We start from the raw sequence: 16,343 nt of genomic DNA, 5'->3' as shown, positions 1-16,343 counted from the left end.
TCAACGTTTCTCTCATTAGAAAACCACTCTCCAGTTTATTTCGGATTACAAACCATTAATGCAGTTCACGTCAACACACCACATATGGACTTCGGACTGACAGAAGAGCAGCGACAGATACAGGACGAGATCGCCCGGTTCGCCGAGAACGAAATCAAACCCGTCGCGACCGAGTACGACACTGAAGAGAAGTTCCCCCGAGAAATCGTCGAAAAGGCCGCTGAGATGGGGCTAACCGGGGCAAACATCCCGATGGAGTACGGGGGCGCAGGCTACAATACGCTGACGAACGCTATCATCGCTGAGGAGTTGTTCGCGGCCGATCCCGGTATCGGTCTGAGCATCCAGTCGGCCGCCTTCGGTGCTGACGCCCTCATCGGGTTCGGCTCAGAGGCCCAGAAGGAGGAGTACTTGGAGCCCGTTGCCACGGGCGACGCTATCATGGGCGCGGCCATCTCCGAACCCGACACCGGCTCGGACGTGTCGTCGGTGTCGACGCAGGCGCGAAAGGAGGGCGACGAGTGGGTCATCAACGGTAACAAGATGTGGATCACCAACGGCTCGGTCGGCGACTACTTCGTCGTACTCTGTGAGACGGACCCAGACGCAGAGGGGCGGTACAATGGCTTCTCACAGATTCTCATTGAGTCCGACCGCGACGGGTTCGAAGCCGAGAAGATTACGGGGAAACTCGGCATCCGCGCATCAGACACGGCAGAACTCATCCTCAACGACGTGCGCGTCCCCGAGGACAACCTTGTGGGAACGCGCGGGGCTGGCTTCCTCCAGATAATGCAGTTCTTCGACGAGACCCGGACCGGCGTGGCCGCACAGGGCGTCGGTATCGCTCGTGGGGCCGCCGAGCGTGCTCTGGAATACGCTCAGGACCGCGAGCAGTTCGGTCAGTCCATCTCAGAGTTCCAAGCTATCCAGCACAAGCTCGCCGAGATGTTCACCGAAATCGAGGCCGCACGCCAGCTAACCCACAAGTCTGCCTGGAGCGTCGACAACGACGCCGACAAGCTCACGCAGTTGGCGTCGATGGCCAAGGAAAAAGCCTCCCGCGTCGCTGTCGAGACGGCCGACGAGGCCGTCCAGATTCACGGCGGCGCCGGCTACGTCAACGACTTCGACGTCGAGCGGTTCTACCGTGACGCCAAGATCACCCAGATCTACGAGGGGACGACCGAGATTCAGAAGAATATCATCGCCCGAGAACTGCTCGGGAAGGGCATGACTTGAACAGGCTCCGGTTGCCGGCGGTGAATTGCCCCGGGGTCACTCTTCATGGCTTTCGCCTCGGTCACCGGTCAGTGGCCGGTGGAGCGCTCGCTGCTTTCTTGAATTGCTGGTAGCCCGGGCGTGCGCTTGCCGAGTGGGAAAGAAGGTGGTCGAACCACTGCTTTTTAAGCTACCGAGCGTTGTAGGTAGACCAACGATGGGCGACCGAGTCTCACGCCGCGCCACTCGCCCGCTTCGGACCGTAATCAGTTGCTGCTCTCTCCGTCGCTGTTGTTGTTCCCAGTGAACTTCGTCCGGTGATTCGGACCGCGACCGACTGTCTCGTGCGCAGATGATACGCTATCACTACACCACACCAATGTTTGACCGACTGAAAACGGATATTCGTACAGCACTCACAAAGGACCCGGCGGCGACCAGCGCGATGGAGGTCGCGCTCACGTACCCCGGCCTGCACGCGATCTGGGCCTATCGCGTCGCCCACTGGCTCTGGACGAACGACCGGAAGTTACTCGCCAGACTCATCTCCCACGTCACGCGGTTCCTGACCGGCGTCGAGATACATCCCGCCGCGGAGATCGGCGACCGCGTGTTCATCGACCACGGGATGGGCATCGTCATCGGCGAGACGGCCGAAATCGGCGACGACGTGCTCTTGTACCACGGTGTCACCCTCGGCGGGACGTCCATGCGCCGCGAAAAGCGCCACCCGACGGTCGAGGACGGCGCGACCATCGGCGCTGATGCCTCGATAATGGGGCCGATCACCGTTGGAGAGAACGCGTCCGTCGGCGCTGGCGCTGTCGTCGTCGATGACGTGGCCCCGGAAACAACAGTCGTCGGCAATCCGGCGGAGCCCGTCGGCGCTGCCGGTGTCGCCTCACCAAATCCTGACCCTATCATCGCTGACGGCTAACGGCGACAGATACGTTCTTTTCCGTCGAGTCAGTACCACAGATCGATGAGTGACTCGCCACACGATGCGTTACGTGCGGACCCCGACATCGGACCGCTGGTCGAGACACACGGCGAACTCACGCTTGACCCGGCGTCAGACCTTTTCGAGCGGCTCGTCGTCTCGATTCTCCGCCAGCAGGTGTCGATGGCGTCGGCCGCCGCGACACGGGAGCGACTGTTCGACGCCGTCACCGTGACACCGGCGGGCATCAAAGACGCTGACAACGAAGTGCTCCAAGATGCCGGCCTCTCACGGCAGAAGACCCGCTACGTCAACGAGGTCGCCGATGCGTTTCTGGAACATGGCTACTCGTTGGCGACGTTTGAGGACGCCGCTGACGAGGAAATCCACGAAGAGCTAACGGCCATCACGGGCGTTGGCGACTGGACCGCAAATATGCAACTCCTGTTCGCGTTCGGCCGTGAAGACGTGTTTCCGGTCGGCGACCTCGGCATCCGAAAGGGGTTCAAAGCCGTCGTCGGTGAGGGGTACAGCCGCGCGGAGATGCGAGAGTACGCCGAGCGGTGGTCGCCGTATCGAAGCTACGCGAGCCTGTATCTGTGGCGGGCCAGCGAGGATATCGCCGAAAGCGTCGCAGAAGTGCGCGAGGACTGAGACGGCTCGAACGGAGGTACTAAGCGCCGTTACTCTTCGCTCTGTTCCTCTTCCTCGGTGTCCACTTCCGTCTCGTCGTCCGCGCGGCGGTTCACGTCGACCTGATAGTGTTTGAGGATGTCCCGTCCCAGCAACAGCGGGTAGTCCATGTGTCCGCGGTCTTCGACGCTGGCGGTGACGGTGTGCTGAGTCCCGCCGACGCCGACGACGAGATCGACGACCGGGCGCGAACGGCCGGACTTGAGGCTCCCGGATTTGATCTTCACGATATCGAGAATCGGCCCCGTTCCGATTTCCGCAGCGAGCTTGGCGTCGATACTGGTTCTGGTCGCACCAGTGTCGGATTTCGCGAGGACGGACTTGGTCCCCTGTGTTCCGGTGACGACGACCTCCTCGATGTAGCCCACGACGACGTTCTTCTGCGCTTGCGGCTGTGGCTTCTTCGGCGTACACGCGGGCTTGGAGTCGTCGAGTCGGTCGGAGAGCCGTTCGACCGTTTCATCGTCGACACTTCCGCCGGCCCGCTCGATGGCGAGCTGAGCGATGTATGGGGCAGGGCTGACGCCGCTGGCCTTGAACAGGCCACGGAACCCGGCCGTGGGGTTCACTTCGAGCACGTAGTAGCCGTCATCGCTCTGGACGATGTCGACACCGGCGTAGTCCAGCCCGATGGCGTCAACCGAATCGAGCGCGATTTCCCTGACCCGCTCGGGGAGTTCACCCGTCATGTTCTCGACTTCACCGCCGAGCGCGACGTTCGTCCGCCACTCACCCTCGGGCGCGTAGCGGTTCATCGCGCCGACAATCTGGTCACCGACGACGTACACGCGAAGGTCGTGGTGGCGCTGCTGGTCGTGTTCCATGTACTCCTGTAAGAACGCGTAGCGGCCACCGACCTGTGCGTTGACCTGGTTTTCCAGATCGACCATCCACGTCCCGCCGCCGTGGGTGCCGATGGCCGTCTTGTACACCGCACGGTCACCGAAGCGGTCCCGCTCCTCGTTCAGCAGGTCACTCGATAGCGCGAGCAGGGCGTCCGGGACCGGAACGCCGGCATCGGCCAGTGCGGCGGCGCTGGCGAACTTGTGCAGCGCCGTGGTCGCAGCCATCGGCTCGTTCAACGTCGGTGCGAGCCGGCTGATAGTCATCCCGAGGCCGATCCCTTCCGCGGGGTGTTCGTCGCTGGAGAGCAACAGCCGATTCGCGACCACATCAACGGCGGGTTCGAGCGTCATCTCGCCGTCGGCAACACTGATAGCGGTGTTTTCGGTGCGAAGCCACTCCGTCCCGTAGCCCATCTCATCGACCGCGTTCAGGATGGCCTTCGACTCCTTGCTGGAGTGGAGGCTGAGAACGCCAACCGTGATATCCTGGTCGCTCATGCTGTCGCCTTCTGTCGGCCACAGTATAGATGTACGGATATGTAATGCGGGACGACTCTACCGGGTCACCGCCTTGCCGGAGGGGTTTTAGCCGCCGCCTCTCGTTGTGATGGCATGGACGAGGCCGAGCCGTTCACCTACGACGGGGGAATTGTTGCGCCGGGCGAGACCCGCAACATTCGCTATACGGTCAGCGAGACGTATCTGGGTGACGCCGTCCGGATGCCGGTTACCATCGTCAACGGGGAGCGGGCCGGTCCGACCGTGTTTCTCACCGCAGCGGCACACGGCGACGAACTCAACGGCATCGAGGTCGTTCGAGAGGTCGCCCACGAATGGGACCACGACGGGCTGGCGGGGACGCTGATCTGTCTACCGGTGCTGAACGTCCCTGCATTTCTGGCACAGGAGCGGTACCTGCCGATCTACGACCGGGACCTGAACCGCTCGTTCCCCGGCGACCCGGAATCGACGAGCGCGAAGCGGATGGCCCACGAAATTTTCCGGAATTTCCTGGCCCCGTGTGACGTGGGCCTCGATTTCCACACGTCCACGCGCGGGCGGACGAATATGCTTCACGTCCGGGCGGACATGGACGACCCTGAGGTTGCGCGGGTCGCAAATGCCTTCGCATCGAACGTCATCATCTCCTCGGAAGGCCCGTCGGGGTCGCTCCGGCGGGAGCTGAGCGATTCGGGCGTCCCGACGATCACGATAGAGATGGGCGAAGCCCATCGGTTCCAGCGGCCGCTCATCGACTCTGCCCTACAGAGCGTGGGGTCAGTGCTTGCGGAGTTCGGCCTCCGAGATTCAGACACCGTCCGGTGGCCAGGCTGGCGGACGGTCATCGACGACAGCAGCGAGAAAACCTGGATCCGTGCGGATTCGGGCGGCCTCGTGGATATGCACTACGACCGCGGTGACCTAGTGTACGAGGACGACGTGATCTGTACGATCGCGAACCCGTTCAAGACGGAGAACGCGCTGATGCGTGCGCCGTTTACCGGCCTGCTGGTCGGTATCCTCGAGAACCCACTGGTGTATCCCGGCAACCCCCTCTGCCATCTGGTCCGACTCGACGACCGGACACAGCGGGCCATCGAGTGGAACCGCCGGGCGGACGACGACGATTGGTGACGACGGAGTAGTCAATTGACGAACGTCTTCGGGCGGGATTCCGGCGATACGCGTCCGTTGTAGAAACTACTATCTGTCCCCGGACTAACCCCCCAGTGTATGAGTCAGTCTTACAATCGCGGCACCGTCGAGGACTTCGGACGGTGGCGGGAGTTCACGGCCGGGATGTGGGCCTGGATCTTCCACAAGTTCACCGGCTGGGTTCTCGTGGGCTACCTGTTCACCCACATCGCGGTGCTGAGCACTTCGGTCGGCGTCGATCCGGCGAGCGCGCAGGCAGGCAGTGACCTCTACACCAGCACGCTCAGCGGCCTCGAATCGCTGCTGATCGTCCGGTTCCTTGAAGTCGGCCTGCTGGCTGTCGCCGTCTTCCACATCCTCAACGGGATTCGGCTGCTGATGGTTGATCTCGGCGTGGGGCTGGAATCGCAGGACAAGAGCTTCTACGCGTCGCTCCTGCTGACCGGCGCAATCGTCATCGCAAGCGTGCCGACGTTCCTCGGGGGGAAACTAGCCTGATGGCACAGCACTACTCCTCCTTTGACCGCGGCGGGCGCCGCTGGCTGTTCCAGCGCCTGACAGCGGTGTTCCTCATCGGCGTGCTCGCGTTCCACTTCATGCTGTTGCACTTCGTGAACCACGCTTCGGATATCACGTTCCTGGGCACGCAGGCTCGGATGAGCCAGGTCAGCTACTTCGCAACGATGTGGCTGTTCCTCGTGACCGCAACGTTCCACGGCGTCAACGGCGTGTACAACGCGCTGGTCAACCAGGGACTCACCGGCTCCCAGAAAAACGCAGTCAAGTATATGCTCGGCATCGCTGGCCTCCTGCTCGTCGTGCAGGGGACCCGCGTGTCGCTGGCCATGACGACCCTCGTCTGAACTATGAGTACGCAAATCGAACAACAGGAAACCGAGACAGAGGCCGACGAGGAAACAGAGCCCGAGGTCGAATCCCCGGGCGACCGTCGGCGCGCACAGCGAGACGAACGACAGGCACAGGAGCAGGCCCAGCGGGAAGTCGAAGAGGAGACGCTCGACGACGAAGACACGATTACGCTGAAAGTGTTCCGCTACGACCCCGAAATCGAGGGGAAGCAGGAACCGCGCTTCGACGATTTCCGCGTCCCGTTCCACAAGGGGATGACCATCCTTGATGCCCTCATCTACGCACGGGACCACTACGATTCCTCGCTGACGTTCCGACACTCCTGCCGGCAGGCCGTCTGTGGGTCGGACGCGCTGTTCGTCAACGGGCGACAACGCCTCGGCTGCAAGACGCAGATTTCCGAGCTTGAGGACCCGGTCCGTATCGAGCCGCTGCCCCACCAGGAGGTCGTGAAGGACCTCGTCGTCGACATGGAGCACTTCTACGACCAGATGGAGGCCGTCGAGCCGTACTTCGACGCCGACGAGACGCCTGACGACAAGCTCGAAGAGCAGCGCCAGACCCGGGAGAACCGCGAGAAGGTCAAGATGTCCACGCGGTGTATCTGGTGTGGCGCGTGCATGTCCTCGTGTAATATCGCCGCCGGCGACAACGAGTACCTCGGTCCCGCCGCCATCAACAAGGCCTATCGGTTCGCGATGGACAACCGCGAGGGCGAGAATCGCAAGCAAGAGCGCCTGCGTATTATCGAACAGGAACACGGCGTCTGGCGCTGCCAGACCCAGTTCTCCTGTACCGAAGTGTGTCCGAAGGACATCCCGCTGACCGAGCACATCCAGGAACTCAAGCGGGAAGCGGTCAAGAACAACCTGAAGTTCTGGTAACTTCAGCGTAGTATAACCGATACGCGTACTTCTGCCGTACTCCTCAAATCAAGCGACAGAAGCGGACTGGGCTGGCAGTAGTTACACTGGATGACGGAAGAGGACAGTAGGAGTTAGTCGGCCTGCCCGGGACGCACGTCTGACTGAGCAGTGCCGGGAATACGTCCACCAACGGCCACCTTGTAGATGGCGTAGACGGCCCAGATGAGAAATCCCAGAAGGATGATATACGACCGGATTTCGAGCGGAATGAGGGCATCGTGCACGACCTGTCCCTCGCCGGAGACGGGGTGTGGACTCCCCAGAAACATTTCCACGAGGCCGATACCAACCGTACCGAGAAGGACGAGGCCGCCGCCGACGTACATTACGATCTTGTCTGCTGTGGTTAAGTCACTCATGTTTTGACGTCTCCATTAGCCGATGAGGTACTGGAGCCGCGGATTGTTCTTGACGACCTCGGTGTTCTGCAGATACGCGTCAATGCCGAGGACGCGGCCCGCACCGAGAGTGGCAATCATCCCGAAGATGAGAATGCCCAGCAACTCGCCCGTGACGACGCCGTGAGACCAGGCACCGGTCTCGCCGTTGATGAAGTAAAAGAACACCATCATGAACGCACCGAAGAACGCTGCCGTACGGGTGAGCGCACCGAAGATCAGTCCGAGGCCGATCAGCACCTGACCGATCGGGACCGCGACGTTGGTGAACGCCAGGCCGGCGCCACTACTGAACAGAGTGACGATGGGGCCGAGGCTCGTTCCCTGGGCGGCGCCGCCGACGAACCAGCTCGCGTCGAACGGCCAGCTAGCGAGTTTGTCGAGGCCGGCGTGTAACAGCCACCAGCCGCCGACCAACCGCATAATGACTAGCCAGTAGGCCAGCCACGGCTGTGACACGCTGAACGTGACGTCTTGCCCGAGCATCCGGGTCTGAACGTTGGTGAGGTCGCTAGTTGCCATGTGTTCCCACAACATGGATAACACAGTTATATGTATTCAACTTTTGCCTATAATTTGTCCCTCAATAATCGCTCTAACGCGTCGTCGCTGAAAGATAGAGAACCGCCCCATGATCGGGAATGACGTCGACACGGAACTGTTCGAAAAGCCGCTCCAGCCGGCGAAGACGCAGATTTTCACGTTCCCTGTACCTACAGCGAGCCGGGCAAAATAGGCTTGGACGGCGATTACAGTCGTCGAACAAAAAAAGCGCACTCAGCTATCGCAGCAGATAAACTCGAAACGGGCGCCGCCGCTTTCGCTGTCGGTCGCGATGACTTCCCAGTCGTGTGCGTCGACGATCTGTTCGACGATGCAGAGCCCGAACCCGGTCCCGTCATCGGCCGTCGAGTAGCCGGGTTCGAACAGGTCCGCAGTGCCGTCGGGGAAGCCCGCACCATCGTCGGTGACATAGAACCCCCACGATTCCGTCCCGACAGTGACGGTCACGTCGTCGCCACCGTGTTCGATAGCGTTCCGAAAGAGGTTCTCCAGTAATTCCAACATCGCACCTTCGTCGGCTTTGATGCTGTCGTCGGCATCGGTTTCAAGCGTCGCGTCCTGGGTGTCGACCATCGACCAGGCCCGCTGTGAGAGGGTGCTGAGGTCGATTGTCTCGATTTCCGCAGGGTTAACGCCCTGCTTGGCGAGTACCAGCAAGTCATCGATGAGCGTGTACATCCGGTCGATGCTCCGCTCGGCGCGCTCGAAGTGCGCTTCTTCACCTGTCTCACGTGCGAGTTCGAGCGAGCCGTCGAGGACGTCCAGCGGGTTCCGTAGGTCGTGACTAATCGCGTCCGAGAACCGCTCAAGGCGCTGGTTCTGTCGCTTGAGTTCCTCTTCGCGCTGTTTCCGCTCGGAGATATCGCGGGTCGTCACGACGACGTGGTCTTCCAGCGGGCCAGTCGTGACCTGCTGGCCGCGGGACTCCGCCCAGATCCAGTCGCCATCTGCGTGGCGGTATCGATGCTCAATGACCGCAACGTATCCCGGTTCGTCTATCATCCGGCCGAACTCGGTGAGTGCGTTCGGGAGGTCGTCCGGGTGTACGTACTCGAAGAGGTCTGAGTCCTGCATCGCGTCTTGCTCGTAGCCGAGGACGCGTTCCACGGACGGACTGATGTACTCGACGTTACCTTGCTCGTCGAACACAGTGAGCACGTCGGAGGTGTGTGTGACGAACTGGCGAAACTGGGCCTCGAAGCGCGGTCGGTCGCTGACATCGCGGGAAGTGAACACGCAGCAATCGCGGTCCGTCTCGGTGTCCCCTGAGACGATGGTTTCGAGCCAGACCCAGTCGCCGTCGGCGTTCCGGAACCGGTACTCCGTCCCGTCGTCTTCCCGCTCGTCCGCCAGTGTTGCCCGGACCCGCTCCGCGTCCTCTGGGTGGACGAGATCCAGCCAGTTTGTGCCGACAAGTGACTCCATATCGTACCCCAATACGCGTTCGATTGCTGGACTTACAAACCGTATTGTCAATTCCTCGTCAGTAACTGTCAGCACCGTGGGTGCCTCGGCTAACACCGCTTCGAAGTCATCAGTTGACGTGAGATACTGGTCTGGCATCAGGGTGGGAACGGGTCGGGCCCGTAGTGACACTATCCGGTGGGTCTAGTATCAGTAGTCGGTTCCTAAGTATTCACAGCACGAGATATAATTCCATCGGATAGTACAAAATTCGTTTCCTCTGATATTTTGGCCCGATAGCAGAAGCGGGGTGTGGCCCACTGATGCCGAAGCTCTTGGTAACGCAACAGGGAGGCTTAAGTTTGGCTAATCCTAAGCCGAAACCACGCCAAGAGACACTCTCACAATGTACGAACACGATGTTATCGTGGTCGGCGCGGGTGGCGCTGGCCTCAGGGCGGCTATTGCAGCGGACGAAGAGGGTGCAGATGTTGCCCTCGTGACCAAGCTCCATCCGGTTCGGAGCCACACAGGTGCTGCGGAGGGGGGAATCAACGCCGCCCTCCAGGAAGGGGACTCCTGGGATCTCCACGCGTACGACACGATGAAGGGGTCCGACTACCTCGGCGACGCCCCTGCCATCGACACCTTCGCCAAGGACGCCCCGGAAGAGGTCATCCAGCTCGAACACTGGGGGATGCCCTTCTCGCGCGAGGACGACGGCCGCGTCTCTCAGCGCCCGTTCGGCGGCCTCTCCTATCCGCGGACGACGTACGCAGGTGCCGAGACCGGGCACCACCTCCTGCACACGATGTACGAGCAGGCGGTCAAGCGCGGCATTGAGGTGTACGACGAGTGGTACGTGACCCAGCTCGCGGTCACCGACCACGACGACCCCGAGGACCGCGTCTGTCACGGCTGTGTCGCCTACGACATCAAGTCCGGCGAGATTCAGGGCTTCCGGGCCAACAACGGCGTGATTCTCGCAACGGGCGGCCTAGGCCAGGCCTTCGACCACACCACGAATGCCGTCGCCAACACCGGTGACGGCTGTGCGATGGCCTACCGCGCCGGCGTCCCGATGGAAGACATGGAGATGATCCAGTTCCACCCGACAACGCTGCCATCGACGGGTGTCCTCATCTCCGAGGGGGTCCGTGGTGAGGGTGGCATCCTCTACAACGACGACGAGGAGCGGTTCATGTTCGAGCACGGCTACGCCAACAACGAGGGGGAACTGGCCTCCCGTGACGTGGTCGCCCGTGCCGAACTGACGGAAGTCAACGAGGGCCGCGGGGTCGAAGACGAGTACGTCGACCTCGACATGCGCCACCTCGGCGAGGAGCGCATTCTCGACCGGCTTGAGAACATACTTCACCTCGCGGAGGACTTCGAGGGCGTCGACGGCCTCGACGAGCCGATGCCGGTCAAGCCCGGCCAGCACTACGCCATGGGCGGCATCGAGTGCGACGAGAACGGCGAGACGTGTATCGATGGCCTCTACGCGGCCGGCGAAACTGCGTGTGTTTCGCTGCACGGCGCGAACCGACTCGGGGGCAACGCCCTGCCGGAACTGCTCGTGTTCGGTGCCCGAGCCGGCCACCACGCCGCCGGCAAGGACATGAAGACCGCCGAAATCCAGACCGGCCTCTCCGCCAAGAGCGAGCCCGGTGACGTCGAACCGCCGGTCGACCCCGGCGCAATCGACGCCAGCAGCGACGATGTCGCCGCCGACGGGGCCGCCGTCGAACCGAAAGCGGTGCTCGGAAGCACCGTCGAGCAGGAACGCCAGCGCATCGAGACCCTCATCGAGTCCGACGGCATCAACCACGCCGAGGTCCGCGCGGACGTGCAGGAGACGATGACGGAGAACGTCAACGTGTTCCGGACCGAGGACGGCCTTGAGAAGGCCCTTCGGGACCTCCGGTCGGCGCGCAAGGAGTACGAGAACGTCGCCGTCGAAGACCCGTCCCGAACCTACAACACGGACCTCATCCACACCATCGAGACCAGGAACATCCTCGACGTAGCCGAGGCCATCACGCTCGGCGCGCTCGCCCGCGAGGAGTTCCGCGGCGCACACTGGCGTGCCGAGCACCAAGAACGCAAGGACGAGGAGTGGATCAAGCACACGATGCTTGCCTGGAACGAAGGACAGCCAGAGCTGTACTACAAGCCCGTCATCCTCGAAGGCGACGAAGAGACCTACGAACCGAAGGTCCGGTCGTACTGACGACCTGACCGTCGGCTGCAATATCTGTTTCTGCGAATTTCAGGGCGCGCCGACGAGGACGAGCGTGCTCTCGGTGTCGCCGTTGTGGATTGTCCGTTCTGCCTTCGGCGGGAGCTTGATTGCGTCGCCCGCTTCCAGAGACACGCTTTCGCCGTCAACCTCGACGGTGGCTGTCCCCTCAACGAGGACGTACACCTCCTCGTGACCTTCGTCGGCATGATCGTGCGGTTTGCCGGTCCAGCCGGCATCACAGTCCAGTACAGTGACGCCGACCTGCTCACAGTCCAGCGGGTCTCGGAGAAAGTGCATTGCATCCGCGACTGGTTCCACGTCGGTGTAGTTGACTTTCGTGTAGCTCACGTCCACTGCTGTCGCCGGCCGGCCCGAAATAAGTTGTTGTGAATCCGAAAAGAAAGGGCCGTGGACCGATACCGGTCCCGCTCTGGGCGTCGGCGCGAGTAAGGTACAGATTGGCGACCGGCTAAACCGCACTGGGATGCTGGTGGTATCGGCTCACGGAAACACCCGGAATCATCACTTACTTGGTTGTCAGGAACGTATTATAGGTAGCTTGGAAGGGTGGCTCAGTGGTAGAGCGCTACCGACCAACATGCCAGAATCGGTTGGTGGTTACCCCGCAAAGGGCTCCGCGTGGTTCGACTCCCGCCCCTTCCATTTTCCTTCGGTTCGTTGTGAGCGGATGCAGCCGGCTTCGGATGTGCCACACTGACAAATCAGACCCGACGGCTGACCAGAATTACTGCAACATCGTAGAGGTGGGCTATGAGCTATCGGGTCCCTGTCGGTGTAGGAGCCAACGACTCACAGGAAGTGGAAAGGTAAGGAATGTGGGGGTGGGGGGTGGGGTGGTGCGGCACCAGTGCGGTGCCTATTGCGAAAGGTGGGAAGGGATGTATAAAAAATCACTGCCGGGATTATCACATCTGATATTGAGGTGTGATTCTGTCGCCGGATTCTACACTACTGGCGTAGAGAATTGGCGGAAAACCAACGAGATGGTACTTGTCCCGGCAGTTACTTGTGGGTAAACAGCACGACGTTCCCGTCGTTGATAGTTGTACAGAGGTCCATCTCGAAATCGAGATTGAGGGAGGTAAACTCCTGCTTACAGACGACCATATCGTCGAACGGTTCTTCACAGGATGGACAGGCCACAGCCGTCGTGTTCTGGTAGGAAGCGATCGCCTCGTTGTCCTCGCGCGGCGTCAATGACGAGAGGAGTTCGTCAAAATCGTCCATGTTCGGGGAACCGCGGGCGTACGGTATAAATCATGCGCCGCCCCAGCACCAAGGCATTAAAGTTGACTTGTGGTAATACAACCACAATGACTTCACCCGGTGGCGGCACGCGCTTCGCACTCGCCGCAGGAACCACGGAGACCGCAGGTCGGGCGGGCATCAGCGCCGCCGGAGCCGATCCCGAACTAATGTCGGTAACGCCCGCCGCAGACGCTGAATTAGTGACATACGGCACACCAGTTCGGACGGACGTGACGCCGGTCAGTCCGAGCGGCTGTCCGACGCCGGCGCTGGTGACACGGGCCGCCCGAGACGTTCTTGGATTTGATGTCACAGTTGTCGATGGTGGACTGGCCGAGAAAACGGGGGCGCCAACAGTCTCAGTCGGTGCACGCCCGGGAAAAGACATCGCAGAGCAGGACCCGGTGTCGACGGCCTACGGAGCGTTCGCGGCCGCCAGACAGCTCGGCCAGTCGCTCCCGGCCGACGAACTGTATCTGGGCGAGACCATTCCCGGCGGGACGACGACGGCACTCGGCGTCCTCCGTGCGCTGGGCGAGGACGGGATGGTTTCCTCGTCGCTTCCGGAGAATCCGACCGAACAGAAGGAGCAATTGGTCGCCGAGGGGCTGCAAGCCAGTTCGCTGGAACCGGGCGACGCCGCAAACGAACCGAAACGGGCGGTTCGCCGGATGGGTGACCCCGTTCTGGCAACGCTCGCCGGGCTGACCGCAGGGGCCGTCGAGAGCGATACCGCCGTAACGCTTGCCGGCGGCAGCCAGTGCGTCGCCGTCGCTGCGCTGGTCCGCCACGGCGGCTACGAAGGGCCGCTCGGACTGGCGACAACGAGCTACGTGGCCAACGACGAGAGCGCCGACGTACGGGCGTCGGCTGACAGACTCGACCTCGACCTGACGGTAACGGACCCCGGCTTCGACCGGAGCGACCACGTCGCGATGGAGCGGTTCGTCGCCGGCGAGGCCAAGGAAGGGGTCGGCATGGGCGGCGCGCTGGCGCTGGCCGACCGTGCCGGCATTCCGATGGCAGAGGTTCGGGACCGCTTCGCGGCCATCTACGACGACCTGATTGGCGACGCGCCCACAGCAACGGCCGAGGAGAGGACGTGAACATGGAGGGGTTCGTTCTCGCCGGCACAAGCTCTGGCGTCGGCAAGACCGTTGCCACGCTGGCGACCCTGACCGCGCTCGAAGACGCCGGGTATCAGCCCCAGCCGGCCAAGGCTGGCCCGGACTTCATCGACCCGAGTCATCACGAAGCACTCGTCGACACGCCGTCGCGGACGCTCGACCCCTGGCTTGCGGGCGAGGACGGGATGCGCCGGACCTACTGGCGCGGTGCGGGCGATATCTGCGTCGTGGAGGGCGTGATGGGGCTCTACGATGGAACGAAGACATCGACGGCAGCCGTCGCCGAGGGGCTGGACCTCCCGGTCGTTCTGGTCGTGGACGCGAAGGCTGGCATGGAGAGCGTCGCCGCGACGGCGCTCGGGTTCGCACAGTACGCCGACCGCATCGGTGTCGACATCGAGGTGGCCGGCATCCTCGCACAGCGCGCCCACGGCGGCCGGCACGCCGATGGTATCAGGGACGCGCTTCCCGAGGACCTCACGTACTTCGGCCGGATTCCGCCGATGTCGGACCTGGAGATTCCCGACCGCCATCTGGGGCTGCATATGGGATCAGAGGCCGGGCTCGACCGTGACGCACTCTCGACAGCGGCAGAGACCATCGATATCGAGCGGCTGGTCGAGACGGCACGGGCACCGCCGGAAGTCGCGACTACGGAGCGAAATACTGGCGACTCGCCGGCTGACCGCCGGGTCGCCGTTGCACAGGACAGCGCATTCTGTTTCATCTACCCCTCAGTACTCGAACGGCTCCGGTCCGAGGCGGCTATCGAGCCGTTCTCGCCGGTCGCCGGTGACTCAGTGCCTGACGCCGATGCGATATATCTGCCCGGCGGCTATCCAGAACTCCACGGCGAGTCGCTCGAAACCGGTGGCACGCTCGGCGAGATCGCCAATCGTGCCGCCGAGGGCGTCCCCGTCTACGGCGAGTGTGGCGGTCTGATGGCGCTGTCGGAGTCGCTGACGACGACCGACGGCGACACCTACGAGATGGCCGGGGTCCTCCCCGCGGATATCGAGATGCAGGACCGGTATCAGGCGCTTGACCACGTTGAGTTAGAAGCACGGACAGACACCGCCGTGGCCGCGTCCGGAGCGCACCGCCGCGGACACGAGTTCCACTACTCCGCTGCGACCCTCGGCAGCGATGCGTCGTTCGCTTTCGATATGGTTCGGGGCGACGGTATCGACGGCGACCACGACGGCCTCACAGAATACAGCACCATCGGGACGTACTGTCATTGCCACGGCGAAAGTGGTGCGTTCGACCGTCTGCTTGCAGTGCCTTCGAAGGATATCTGACGTACGGCCCGCTGTCGGACGTGTGGCTGACTGCCCGCAACCTTTTTTTCGACAGACAGCGTCGTTCTGATAATGAACGAGTTGCGCGACCTGCTCGGAGACCTGGTCGCAGACGTCGACGCCGTGTTCCTGTTTTCCCCGAACGCGTCGTTTTTCGAGGAGTTCAACGACGTCGATGAAGAAATCGTCGTTGTCGGCCCGGAGAACACTCTCGATGCGGAGCCGTTTGTCGAGCTACCGATCGATTTCACCGACCTCGAAGGGCGCCTTCGCTTCGGTATCGAGGGCGCGCTGGAGCAGGGCATCGTCGACGAGGGCGACGAGGTACTCTGCGTGACCGAAGTGCTGGATGGGTCTGAGAACACGCTCGTTCGGGTCCAGACCAACGACTTCTCCCCCTCCGGCGTGTACGACATGTTCGTCAACTCCAGGGCGGACGCAAGCGTTGTCCGCGACGTCTTCGAGGTGGCCATCGAACTGGGGAAGAAAGGCCAGAAGGGCAAGCCCGTCGGCGCACTGTTCGTCGTCGGCGACGCCGGCAAGGTAATGAACAAGTCTCGGCCGCTGTCGTACAACCCCTTCGAGAAGTCCCACGTCCACGTCGGCGATCCCATCGTCAACGTGATGCTCAAGGAGTTCTCGCGGCTCGACGGCGCGTTCGTCATCTCCGACGCTGGCAAGATCGTCTCCGCGTACCGGTATCTTGAACCCTCCGCGGAAGGGGTCGACATCCCCAAGGGGCTCGGCGCTCGGCACATGGCGGCCGGCGCAGTCACCCGTGACACCATGGCGACAGCTATCGTTCTCTCGGAGAGCGACGGGCTCGTACGGGCGTTCAAAGGCGGGGAGCTGGTCCTCGAAATCGATCCCGAGGAGTACTGAGG

General features: G+C 62.2%; 17 protein-coding genes and 1 tRNA gene. 12 read left to right on the top strand and 6 right to left on the bottom strand.

Translation table 11 applies throughout. The features are described from left to right. Positions 1-84: 84 nt before the first annotated feature. The 3 genes from AV059_RS14655 (at position 85) to AV059_RS14645 (ending at position 2,815) form a co-directional block, all read left to right on the top strand. Positions 85-1,242 carry an acyl-CoA dehydrogenase family protein gene (locus AV059_RS14655; protein WP_058995561.1) on the top strand — a complete coding sequence of 386 codons (1,158 nt, stop codon included), beginning with the start codon at positions 85-87 and terminating at the stop codon, positions 1,240-1,242. Between the two features lie 358 nt (positions 1,243-1,600). Then, positions 1,601-2,158 carry a serine O-acetyltransferase gene (cysE, locus tag AV059_RS14650; RefSeq protein ID WP_058995559.1) on the top strand — a complete coding sequence of 186 codons (558 nt, stop codon included), beginning with the start codon at positions 1,601-1,603 and terminating at the stop codon, positions 2,156-2,158. A 45-nt stretch (positions 2,159-2,203) separates the two neighbouring features. Further along, positions 2,204-2,815 carry a DNA-3-methyladenine glycosylase gene (locus tag AV059_RS14645; protein ID WP_058995556.1) on the top strand — a complete coding sequence of 204 codons (612 nt, stop codon included), beginning with the start codon at positions 2,204-2,206 and terminating at the stop codon, positions 2,813-2,815. Positions 2,816-2,844: 29 nt separating this feature from the next. Here the strand turns inward: AV059_RS14645 and AV059_RS14640 are convergent, their stop codons facing one another. Next, the gene (locus AV059_RS14640) at positions 2,845-4,197 is read right to left on the bottom strand and encodes a RimK family alpha-L-glutamate ligase (RefSeq protein WP_058995554.1); all 1,353 of its coding nucleotides are present in this window, start codon (positions 4,195-4,197) and stop codon (positions 2,845-2,847) included. Positions 4,198-4,311: 114 nt separating this feature from the next. On the opposite strand from AV059_RS14640, the gene AV059_RS14635 reads away from it, so the two are divergent. The 4 genes from AV059_RS14635 (at position 4,312) to AV059_RS14620 (ending at position 7,109) form a co-directional block, all read left to right on the top strand. Then, the gene (locus AV059_RS14635) at positions 4,312-5,334 is read left to right on the top strand and encodes a succinylglutamate desuccinylase/aspartoacylase family protein (protein ID WP_058995552.1); all 1,023 of its coding nucleotides are present in this window, start codon (positions 4,312-4,314) and stop codon (positions 5,332-5,334) included. A 99-nt stretch (positions 5,335-5,433) separates the two neighbouring features. Further along, complete coding sequence (sdhC, locus tag AV059_RS14630; RefSeq protein ID WP_004592522.1) at positions 5,434-5,853, top strand: succinate dehydrogenase, cytochrome b556 subunit; 420 nt, start codon at positions 5,434-5,436, stop codon at positions 5,851-5,853. Beyond that, the gene (locus AV059_RS14625; protein ID WP_004592521.1) at positions 5,853-6,218 is read left to right on the top strand and encodes a succinate dehydrogenase hydrophobic membrane anchor subunit; all 366 of its coding nucleotides are present in this window, start codon (positions 5,853-5,855) and stop codon (positions 6,216-6,218) included. The genes sdhC and AV059_RS14625 overlap by 1 nt, the downstream gene beginning before the upstream one ends. Before the next feature lie 3 nt (positions 6,219-6,221). Then, positions 6,222-7,109, top strand: a complete 888-nt coding sequence (locus AV059_RS14620) for a succinate dehydrogenase/fumarate reductase iron-sulfur subunit (protein ID WP_058995550.1) — start codon at positions 6,222-6,224, stop codon at positions 7,107-7,109. Between the two features lie 113 nt (positions 7,110-7,222). Here the strand turns inward: AV059_RS14620 and AV059_RS14615 are convergent, their stop codons facing one another. From AV059_RS14615 to AV059_RS14605, 3 genes are all read right to left on the bottom strand, one after another. Further along, positions 7,223-7,510 (bottom strand): hypothetical protein, encoded by a 288-nt coding sequence (locus AV059_RS14615; protein WP_058995549.1) that lies wholly within the window; start codon positions 7,508-7,510, stop codon positions 7,223-7,225. Positions 7,511-7,525: 15 nt separating this feature from the next. Next, on the bottom strand, positions 7,526-8,071 hold the full coding sequence (locus tag AV059_RS14610) for a DoxX family protein (protein ID WP_058995547.1): 546 nt from the start codon (positions 8,069-8,071) through the stop codon (positions 7,526-7,528). Positions 8,072-8,326: 255 nt separating this feature from the next. Beyond that, positions 8,327-9,676: a PAS domain S-box protein gene (locus AV059_RS14605; RefSeq protein ID WP_058995545.1), complete on the bottom strand. Its 1,350-nt coding sequence runs from the start codon at positions 9,674-9,676 to the stop codon at positions 8,327-8,329. A gap of 247 nt (positions 9,677-9,923) precedes the next feature. On the opposite strand from AV059_RS14605, the gene AV059_RS14600 reads away from it, so the two are divergent. Beyond that, positions 9,924-11,750: an FAD-binding protein gene (locus tag AV059_RS14600; RefSeq protein WP_058995543.1), complete on the top strand. Its 1,827-nt coding sequence runs from the start codon at positions 9,924-9,926 to the stop codon at positions 11,748-11,750. A gap of 39 nt (positions 11,751-11,789) precedes the next feature. Here the strand turns inward: AV059_RS14600 and AV059_RS14595 are convergent, their stop codons facing one another. Then, the gene (locus tag AV059_RS14595; RefSeq protein ID WP_058995540.1) at positions 11,790-12,110 is read right to left on the bottom strand and encodes a cupin domain-containing protein; all 321 of its coding nucleotides are present in this window, start codon (positions 12,108-12,110) and stop codon (positions 11,790-11,792) included. A gap of 213 nt (positions 12,111-12,323) precedes the next feature. On the opposite strand from AV059_RS14595, the gene AV059_RS14590 reads away from it, so the two are divergent. Next, positions 12,324-12,425, top strand: a tRNA-OTHER gene (locus AV059_RS14590). 360 nt (positions 12,426-12,785) lie between these two features. Here the strand turns inward: AV059_RS14590 and AV059_RS14585 are convergent. Then, the gene (locus AV059_RS14585; RefSeq protein ID WP_004592515.1) at positions 12,786-13,010 is read right to left on the bottom strand and encodes a hypothetical protein; all 225 of its coding nucleotides are present in this window, start codon (positions 13,008-13,010) and stop codon (positions 12,786-12,788) included. A gap of 86 nt (positions 13,011-13,096) precedes the next feature. Here AV059_RS14585 and AV059_RS14580 point away from each other — a divergent pair, with 86 nt between their 5' ends. The 3 genes from AV059_RS14580 (at position 13,097) to dacZ (ending at position 16,341) form a co-directional block, all read left to right on the top strand. Further along, positions 13,097-14,137: a nicotinate-nucleotide--dimethylbenzimidazole phosphoribosyltransferase gene (locus AV059_RS14580; protein WP_058995539.1), complete on the top strand. Its 1,041-nt coding sequence runs from the start codon at positions 13,097-13,099 to the stop codon at positions 14,135-14,137. Positions 14,138-14,139: 2 nt separating this feature from the next. Then, on the top strand, positions 14,140-15,459 hold the full coding sequence (locus tag AV059_RS14575) for a cobyrinic acid a,c-diamide synthase (protein ID WP_058995537.1): 1,320 nt from the start codon (positions 14,140-14,142) through the stop codon (positions 15,457-15,459). A gap of 72 nt (positions 15,460-15,531) precedes the next feature. After that, positions 15,532-16,341, top strand: a complete 810-nt coding sequence (gene dacZ / locus AV059_RS14570) for a diadenylate cyclase DacZ (protein ID WP_058995535.1) — start codon at positions 15,532-15,534, stop codon at positions 16,339-16,341. Positions 16,342-16,343: the final 2 nt, after the last annotated feature.

The sequence above is a fragment of the Haloarcula sp. CBA1127 genome (assembly GCF_001485575.1).
Classification (GTDB): domain Archaea; phylum Halobacteriota; class Halobacteria; order Halobacteriales; family Haloarculaceae; genus Haloarcula.
This window is presented reverse-complemented; position numbering and strand designations above follow the sequence as displayed.